This window comes from Streptomyces sp. CNZ287, from assembly GCF_007827615.1.
In genome coordinates this window covers 63,155-71,474 of record NZ_VISV01000028.1, presented here as the reverse complement: position 1 = coordinate 71,474, position 8,320 = coordinate 63,155, and the positions used below count along the sequence as shown (strand labels likewise).

Sequence of the window (8,320 nt, the reverse complement as noted above, 5' to 3'; positions counted from 1 at the left end):
GCTGCCGGTGGGTGGGTGCGTCTGGAGGGGTGAAAGTCGGCGCTGAGGGGCTGATTCGGCCCGGATCGGGGGGTGTTACCGCGAGTTACGGCCCATTTTCTCCGCTCGGAGTGCCCTGGCCCGTCCGCGTACGTGTCCAACTGTATGAAGGGGCGGGGATGGACGGTGATCGTCACTGTACGTAAGTATTCGCGTGCACGGTGTTCAAGGCGGGCCGGGTGAGTGGGAGGTGGCCGCTGATGGCCGGGGATGTGACCGGGACGAGTGGGCTGGGGAGTGAGCCGGAGCCGTCGGACAGCATGCGGACCTTCGGTGCGGTGGTCCAAGCGCTGCGCGAACACGCGGGGTTGAGCCGGGAGCAGCTCGGGGGCCACGTGCGCTATTCGAAGCACACGGTGGCCTCGATCGAAGGCGGTCGCCGGATGCCACCGCCCGACTTCGTGGAGCGGGCCGAGCCCGTCCTCGGGGACACGGGTGTACTGCGGAGGTCGGTGCCCCATGTGGTGCGAAGGCCAGGGTTGGCGCGGTGGTTCCGGGCGTGGGCCCACCTGGAGACGGACGCGATCAGTCTCTATACGTACGAGTGCCGGCTAATTCCTGGGCTGTTGCAGACGGAGGTCTACGCACGGTCCTCGTTCATGAATCAGTTGCCGCCGATGAGTGACGATCGCATTGAGGCGCAGTGGGAAGCGCGTGCCGAGCGGCAGCGGTTGTTGCGTGAGCGGACCGACACCGCGTTCAGCTTCATCCTGGAAGAGCACCTGTTCCTGCGGCAGATTGGCGGCGTGGAAGTCACCCGCGACCTGATCGGCCATGTTCTGGAGGTGGCCGAGCTGCGGAATGTCGAGATCCAGGTCATGCCGCTGGTGAGAGAGGCGCACGCCGGGTTGCACGGCCCGATCGTGCTGCTGGAGACGCCGGACAACCACTGGCACGCTTACAACGAAGGTCAGGAGAGCGGGCAGTTGATCTCCGACTCGAAAGTTGTGAGTGTGCTCCAGAAGCGGTATGCCAGGATGTGCGCGCAGGCTCTCACCCCCGAGGATTCCGTGAGCCTGTTGCAGCGGATTCGAGGAGCGCTATGAACACCTCCGACCTGGCCTGGTTCAAGTCCAGCTACAGCAGTCCCTCAGGCGACAACTGCATCGAGGTCGCCGTCTCCTGGCGCAAGTCCACCTACAGCAGCACCAGTTCGGGCGACTGCGTCGAGGTCGCCGCCTGTCCCTCCGTCGTTCACGTGCGGGACTCCAAGGACAAGGCCGGCCCCCGGCTCGCCTTCACCCCCGACGCCTGGGCCGACTTCGTCGCCTTCGCCCGGGGGCTCTGACCCCCCTCCGTGGCGCCCTCGTGGGCGTACGGGGCGGTGTGAACGGGAAGTTGCCGTGCAACTTCGGCCGTGCGTCGCACGTCTCATCCACGGGGGAATCATGCTTCACATCGAGTTCACTTCTGCCGATCTCAACCGGCTGCGGTCGGCCGGGGACGTCAGTCCCATGTGGGAAGTCGTCCTCAGCTTGCAGGCGTTGCAGACCGCGCACGCCGCGCTCGCGCTGGATCCGTGGCGGCGGCGGGTGCGGGGCGAGCTGGCCGCCGCCGGGCTGGGGGAGACCCTCGGGGCGTTACAGCTGCTGTGTCCCGAGGCCGCGTACTTTCCGGACTTCCTGACTCCCAGCGCCGGGGGCGGCCGGACACTGGATGCCGAGCTGGAGCAGGTGCTGCGGACCCCGAAGGCCCAGTTGCGCAAGGAGATCGGGCTCCTCTGTGCCCATGGCCAACCACCCCGTGGTGTACGGCGGCTGGCCGACGGGGACGCCGGCGCGCTGCGGCGGCTCGGTGACGCGGTGCGGCGGTACTACGCGGTGGCCGTGGCCCCGTACCGGGAGGCGATCCGGTCGGCTGCCGCCGCCGATCGGCCCGTACGGGCCGAGGCCGCCCTGCGGGAGGGGGCGGAGGGGCTGCTGGCGAGCTTCGCCCCCGAGGTGACCTGGCGCGGGGACCGGCTGGAGTGTGTGTACCCGGTGAGCAGGGGATTCGCCCTCGACGGGCGGCCGTTGACGCTGATCCCGTCGTTCTTCTGCACCCGCAGGCCCGTCGCGCTCGCCGACCCCGAGCTGCCGCCCGTGCTCGTCTATCCGCTCACCCCCGCCCCCGGGTAGCTGCCCGCGGCCGAGAGCGCCCCGGCGGACAAGGGCGACTCCCTGGTCCGGCTCATCGGTCTCACCCGCGCCCGCGTGCTGGAAGTCCTCGACCGGCCCATGTCCACCGGCCGCATCGCCGACGCCCTGTACGTCGCGCCCGCCAGCGCCAGCCGGCACGCCGCCGTCCTGCGCGAGGCCGGGCTCGTACGGTCCGAGCGGCGCGGACACCGCGTGCTGCACCGGCGTACGGACCTGGGCGAGGCCCTGCTCAGCGGCGGGTGACGGCGTCGTCTGAAGCCGCTGCTCCGTTCAGCACCGAGTCCAGCAGGCCCGGGAACAGGGAGTCCAGGTCGTCCCGCCGCAGCCGCACCAGTCTCGTCCGGCCCCGGACCGTCGTCCAGGTCACGCCCGCCTCCCGCAGCACGCGGTAGTGGTGGGACATCGTCGTCTGGTGGACGTCGAGATCGCCGCCGATGGCGGTGCAGCTCTCCTCGCCCGTCGCCGCGAGCCTTAGCACGACCTCCAGCCGCACCGGGTCGGCGAGCGCGCGCAGCACGTCCACCATGCGGATCGCCTCGGCCGCGGGCTGGGACACCTCGCGCATCGTCTTCCGTACTCCCTCCGGGGGCTGCCCGCAGCCTACCCACACATTGATACATGGACAAGTATCCATGTATTGGCTACGGTGCCGTCCCGTGACCAGACAGCTCCTGCCCCTCGCCCTCGCGACGTTCGCCGTCGGCACCGACAGCTACGTCATCGCCGGACTCCTCCCCGCCATCGCCGCCGACCTCGGGGTCTCCACCCCCGCGGCCGGCCAGCTCGTGACGGTCTTCGCGCTGACGATGGCCGTGTCCGCGCCGGTCGTCGGGGCGCTCACCGGCGGGCTCGACCGGCGTGCGACGCTGCTGATCGCGCTCGGCGTCTTCGTCGCCGGCAACGCCGCCACCGCCCTGGCCCCCGGCTACGGGACCGCCATGGCCGCCCGCGTCGTCACCGCCGTGGGTGCCGGTGTCATCAACTCCGCCGCCTCCGGCACCGCCGCCGCGATCGTGCCGCCCGAACGCCGCGGCCGGGCACTGGCGTTCGTGCTCGGCGGGCTGACGCTGGCGACCGCGCTCGGGCTGCCGCTCGGCACGCTGATCGGCAGCGCGGACTGGCGCGTCACGCTCTGGGCCGTCGCGGGGACCGGGCTGGTGGCGGCGGGCGGCGTCGCCGTCGGGCTGCCCGCCGTACGGCTGCCGCCCGCCACGCTCGCCGACCGGCTGCGGCCGCTCGCGCGGGGCGGGCGGGTGCCGGCGCTGCTGGCCGTGACGACGCTGGCCTTCCTCGGCACGTACACGCTCTACACCTACGTCGCCCCCGCCCTCCGCGACGCGACCGACGGCGACGAGACGCTGCTGACGCTGGTCCTGCTGGCCTGGGGGATCGGTGTGCTGGCCGGGAACACGGCCGCCGGGCGGCTCGTCGACCGCCGCGACCCCGCGCGTGTCCTCACCGGACCGCTCGCCCTCGCGGTCCTCGCGCTCGCGCTCACCCCCCTCGCCACCCGCGCGCTCATACCCGCGCTGCTCTGGGCGGCGGTCTGGGGCGCGGCCGTGGGCTTCGTCGTCGTACCGCAGCAGCACCGGCTCGTCGCGCTCGGCCCGGCCGCCGCGCCGGTCCTGCTCGGGCTCAACTCCTCGGCGCTGTACGCGGGGATGGCGCTGGGCGGCGGTCTCGGCGGGCTGGCGCAGGAGTGGTTCGGGCTGAGCCCCGCGGGGCTGGGTCCCGTGGCCGCGGGGGTCACGGGCGTGGCACTGCTGTGGCATCTGGGTACGTCGCGGACGCGGACGCCGCGACGGGTTGTACAACGTTGAAATCTCCGCTACAAACCTCCTGACACCCTCCTGCGCACCACACCCCCACAGGCACCGCACGGAAGGTACACACCGTGACCCACGCCGTACGCAGACTCCGCCGCCGGCGCTGGCCGGCCCTGGCCGCGACGCTGCTCGCGGTCGCCGTGCCGGCCGGCCTCGGGCCGGCGGCCGCCGACGAAGCCCCGGCCACCGACAGCACCGCTGCCGCCGCCGAACGCGCCACGGCAGCCACGGCAGCCGCCGCCCCGGCAGCCAAACCCGCCGCCGCCGGCCAGTTCCGCAACCCCGTCAACACCGGCGCCGACCCCACCCTCGTCACCCACCAGGGCAACTACTACGTCGCCACCACCCAGGGCGACGCCATCCGCATGTGGAAGTCCCCCTCCGTCGCGACCCTCCTCACCGCCTCCCCGCACGAGGTCTGGCGCGACAGCGACCCCTCCCGCAACCAGCAGATCTGGGCGCCGGGACTCCTCAAGGACGGCGGCCGCTGGTACCTCTACTACACCGCCAGCGACGGCAACGACGCCGCCCACCGCATGTACGTGCTGGAGTCCGAGGGCAACGACCCGCTCGGCCCGTACCACTTCAAGGCCAAGGTCGCCGACTCCGGCAACGACCGCTGGGCCATCGACGGCGAGCCCTTCCGGCACAACGGCAAGCTCTACTTCGCGTGGAGCGGCCAGCGCGACGACGGCGTCGGCAACCAGCTCTTCGTCGCCCCCATGTCCAACCCCTGGACCCTCTCCGGCGGCCGCGTCTACCTCCCCGCGGACGGCAACTGCCCCGAGGTGCGCGAGGGCCCCACCCCGCTCCACAACGCGGCCGGCCGCCTCTACCTCACGTACTCCGCCTGCGACACCGGCAAGCCCGACTACGCGATCTGGGCCAAGTCCCTCGCCCCCGGCGCCAACCCGCTCGACCCCGCCGCCTGGCGGCAGGAGCCGGGCCCGATGTTCTCGCGCAACAACGGTGCGGGCGTCTACGGCCCCGGGCACCACTTCTTCTTCAAGTCACCGGACGGCAGCCAGGACTGGATCGCGTACCACGCGAAGAACACCACGACCTACACCTACAGTTGGCGCACCACCCGGGTGCAGAAGATCGGCTGGACCGCCGACGGCCGCCCCGACCTCGGCACCCCCGTGGCCGCGGGCGCGACCATCGACCTGCCGGCCGGCGACCCGGGCCCCGGCACCACGGCCATCAACGACACCGATCCGCAGGTGACGTACACCGGCAACTGGAACTCCGGCAGCGGCTGCGCCGTGCAGTGCTTCTGGGGCAACGACCACTGGAGCGCGGAGCCCGGCGCGACGGCGGCGTTCCGCTTCACCGGTACGCGGCTGGCGCTGCTGTCGGTCAAGGACACCGGCAACGGCATCGCCGCGATCTCCGTCGACGGCGGCCCGGAGCAGCGCGTCGACTACTACGGCAGCCCGCGCGTCGGCGAGCAGTTGCAGTGGGTGAGCCCGGTGCTGCCGCGCGGCGAGCACACGGTACGGATCCGGGTGACCGGCGAGAAGAACCCGAGTTCGGGCGCGGCGTTCGTCTCCGTCGACCGGGCGGAGGTCTACCCGTAGGCGGCCCGGCGGGTGGCCGTTAGCATGCGGAGCCGGGGCCCGGCCGCGGTCCCGGCCCCGACGTGAAGTGCGAGTGCCGTGATACGAATACGCCGCCTGCTGCCGCCGCTCCTCGCCGCCGCCTCGGCCGTGACCGTGACCTTCACCGCGGGCTGCGACACCGCGGAGGACCGGGTGGACAAGCCACCCGCCGACAACGCCCCCGCGAGCCCCGGCAGTCCGGGCGGCTCCGGCGGCTCCGGCAGCCCCGGCGCTCCCGGCCGCGGAACCTCCCCCCTCGACAACCCCGACGGCACCGCCCCCGGCCTGGCCCCCCTCACCTCCGCCGCCAACCGCGAGGCGGCCCTGGGCGTCATCGGCCGCCTGGCCACCGAGAGTCGCGGCTCCGGTTCCGGTTACGACCGCGACGAGTTCGGCTACGCCTGGATGGACACCGCGACCGGCGTGCCGCTGGCGGGCAACGGCTGCGACACCCGCAACGACCTGCTGCGCCGCGACGGCCGGGACGTCCGGATGGAGAGCGGCGACGACTGCGTGGTGGCGGCGATGGAGCTGGCGGACCCGTACGCCGGCAAGGACATAGCGTTCGAACGCGGCCCGTCCACCTCGATGGACGTGCAGATAGACCACGTGGTGCCGTTGTCGTACGCGTGGCAGATGGGCGCGGCGACGTGGGCGGAGGAGAAGCGGGAGCAGTTGGCGAACGACCCGCTGAACCTCCTCGCGGTCGACGGCGACACCAACTCCTCGAAGGGCGACTCGGGGCCGGAGGAGTGGCTGCCGCCGGCCGAGGGGATCCGCTGCGCGTACGGCGTACGGTTCGCGCAGGTCGCGTTCAAGTACGAGATGCCGGTGACGGCGGCTGACAAGGAGACGCTGCGGCAGCAGTGCGGGACGTGACACCGGGCTTGTGGGAAGGGCTGGCGGACGCCGACGGGGCGGGGCTGCGGCACAACTACGGCACCGCCGGGGACGTACCCGGGCTGCTGCGCCGCTGCGCCGGGGCGGACCGCGCGGACGCGGAAGCGGCGGCGTACGACCTGGAGAACGTCCTGTTCCACCAGGGCGGCTGGATCTGCCCCGCCGCCCCGGCCGCGCTGTCCTTCCTGCTCCGGCTCGCCGCCGCGCCGCACGTGCGGTGCAGGGCCGCGGTGCTGGATCTGGTCGTGATGCTCGGGCGGGGGCGGGGCGGGTGGAGGAACGCTTCCTGACGCCCGGCTGGCCGGCCGCGTGGGACCGGGCGCTGCCCGGCGTCCTCGGCCTGCTGGCCGACCCGGATCCGGAGATCCGCCGGGCCGCGGCCGGCATCGCGGGATCCTGCGCCAGTCCCGGCGAGGTCCTGCTGCCCGCGCTGCTGGACCGCTGGCGGGCGGAGCCCGACCTGGTGAGCCGCCTCGACCTGGTGCTGGCCCTCGGCGAGGCGCGTACGCGCGCGCCCGCCGGCGACCCGTACGACGAGGCCGGCGCCCTGCTGCACGGGCTGCTCGGCTCCCCGGAGCCGCAGGTGCGCCTCGCGGCCGTGCACGCGCTCGCGGCCGGCGACCCCGGGTTCGGGTGACAGGCCCCCTATCGCCCTCGGTGGCGCGAGGAGATACGGCGCCCCGTACGAAGCCGGAGGAACGGCACACGTTTGCTCACCGGGCACCGAGAATTCACCCGCTGGACTCCTCGGCGGCAACCGCTTCAATGACCGCGCGCCTAGCCTTGCGAAGTGCCCAAACTGTCGGTCATCGTGCCCTTTCACAACGTGCAGGACTTCGCCCAGGACACCCTGCGCAGCCTGGCCCGCAACGCCCGTTCCGGCCGGGAGTTCATCCTCGTCGACGACTGCTCGACGGATGCCACCCCGCAGATAGTCGACCGCGCCGCGAAGACGCTGCCCGGTGCACGGGTGATCCGGCACGAGACCAACCAGGGCATCGCACGGGCCCGTAACAGCGGCATCGACGCCGCCAGAGGCGACTATCTGACGTTCCTCGACGGCGACGACTGGTACGCGCCGGGGTACCTGGACGACCTCATCGCCGCCATGGACCGGTACGGCACCGACTTCGTGCGCGTCGACCACGTGCAGTCCAACGGGCGCGACCGCGTCGTGCGGCGCGCGCCCGCGCGGCGCCGCGACACGATACTCGCGGCCCGCGACGGGATCGGTCAGGCCAATCTCGAAACGATGGTCGACTATCCCTTCGTCTGGGCCGGCATCTACCACCGCCGTCTCTTCAAGGACGGCGCCGGGCGCTTCGCCGCCGAACTGCGCACCGCCGAGGACCGGCTGTGGACGTGGATGCTCCACCTGACCGCCGAGACCTTCGCCGTCACCGGCCTGCTCGGGGTCTTCTACCGGCGCGGCGTCAAGACCTCCCTCACGCAGATCAGCGACGACCGCCAGCTCGACTTCATCCCCGCGCACGACGCGATGCTCGACGCCGTCCTCGCCGACCCGGACGCCGACCGCTTCCTGCCCAAGGCGGTACGGACGTACTGCGCCCTCATCGCCTTTCACCGCGGCAACTCCGAACGCCTGGAGCCGGGCCTCGCCAGGCGCCTGGAGCGCGCCTCCGCCGAGGCGCTGCGGCGGATGCCGCAGGACGTGCTGGAGGAGACCCTGCGCGGCATGGACGAGCAGCGCGCCCGCATGCTGCGGCAACTGCGCGCGTCGGGGCGGGGGAAGCCCGGGAAGCCGGGCGGGCAGGGCACGCAGGACAGGACGGGAAAGCCGGAAAGGGTCGCCTGA

General features: G+C 72.6%; 11 protein-coding genes. 10 read left to right on the top strand and 1 reads right to left on the bottom strand.

Annotated elements, in window-relative coordinates; translation table 11 throughout:
* Positions 1–239 precede the first annotated feature (239 nt).
* From FB457_RS33175 to FB457_RS36600, 4 genes are all read left to right on the top strand, one after another.
* Positions 240–1,085: a helix-turn-helix domain-containing protein gene (locus FB457_RS33175; RefSeq protein WP_047016141.1), complete on the top strand. Its 846-nt coding sequence runs from the start codon at positions 240–242 to the stop codon at positions 1,083–1,085.
* On the top strand, positions 1,082–1,327 hold the full coding sequence (locus tag FB457_RS33170; RefSeq protein ID WP_047016140.1) for a DUF397 domain-containing protein: 246 nt from the start codon (positions 1,082–1,084) through the stop codon (positions 1,325–1,327). Before FB457_RS33175 ends, FB457_RS33170 begins: the two co-directional genes overlap by 4 nt.
* A gap of 100 nt (positions 1,328–1,427) precedes the next feature.
* Positions 1,428–2,156 (top strand): transcriptional regulator, encoded by a 729-nt coding sequence (locus FB457_RS33165; protein ID WP_486589227.1) that lies wholly within the window; start codon positions 1,428–1,430, stop codon positions 2,154–2,156.
* 75 nt (positions 2,157–2,231) lie between these two features.
* The gene (locus tag FB457_RS36600) at positions 2,232–2,420 is read left to right on the top strand and encodes an ArsR/SmtB family transcription factor (RefSeq protein WP_253911229.1); all 189 of its coding nucleotides are present in this window, start codon (positions 2,232–2,234) and stop codon (positions 2,418–2,420) included.
* On the opposite strand, the gene FB457_RS33160 is transcribed toward FB457_RS36600, so the two are convergent.
* Positions 2,407–2,742, bottom strand: coding sequence for an ArsR/SmtB family transcription factor (locus FB457_RS33160; RefSeq protein WP_047016139.1), 336 nt, complete (start codon positions 2,740–2,742; stop codon positions 2,407–2,409). The genes FB457_RS36600 and FB457_RS33160 overlap by 14 nt on opposite strands.
* Positions 2,743–2,833: 91 nt before the next feature.
* Between FB457_RS33160 and FB457_RS33155 the strand changes: the two genes are divergently transcribed.
* From FB457_RS33155 to FB457_RS33130, 6 genes are all read left to right on the top strand, one after another.
* Positions 2,834–3,997: an MFS transporter gene (locus FB457_RS33155; RefSeq protein ID WP_145784270.1), complete on the top strand. Its 1,164-nt coding sequence runs from the start codon at positions 2,834–2,836 to the stop codon at positions 3,995–3,997.
* 74 nt (positions 3,998–4,071) lie between these two features.
* Positions 4,072–5,583: a family 43 glycosylhydrolase gene (locus tag FB457_RS33150; protein WP_047016137.1), complete on the top strand. Its 1,512-nt coding sequence runs from the start codon at positions 4,072–4,074 to the stop codon at positions 5,581–5,583.
* Between the two features lie 78 nt (positions 5,584–5,661).
* Positions 5,662–6,483 carry an HNH endonuclease family protein gene (locus FB457_RS33145; RefSeq protein WP_145784269.1) on the top strand — a complete coding sequence of 274 codons (822 nt, stop codon included), beginning with the start codon at positions 5,662–5,664 and terminating at the stop codon, positions 6,481–6,483.
* A complete protein-coding gene (locus FB457_RS33140; RefSeq protein WP_145784267.1) occupies positions 6,471–6,794 on the top strand; it encodes a hypothetical protein in 324 nt (107 codons plus the stop codon). Before FB457_RS33145 ends, FB457_RS33140 begins: the two co-directional genes overlap by 13 nt.
* Positions 6,776–7,141 (top strand): HEAT repeat domain-containing protein, encoded by a 366-nt coding sequence (locus FB457_RS33135; protein WP_047016134.1) that lies wholly within the window; start codon positions 6,776–6,778, stop codon positions 7,139–7,141. Before FB457_RS33140 ends, FB457_RS33135 begins: the two co-directional genes overlap by 19 nt.
* Positions 7,142–7,294: 153 nt before the next feature.
* Positions 7,295–8,320, top strand: a complete 1,026-nt coding sequence (locus tag FB457_RS33130; protein WP_078898249.1) for a glycosyltransferase family 2 protein — start codon at positions 7,295–7,297, stop codon at positions 8,318–8,320.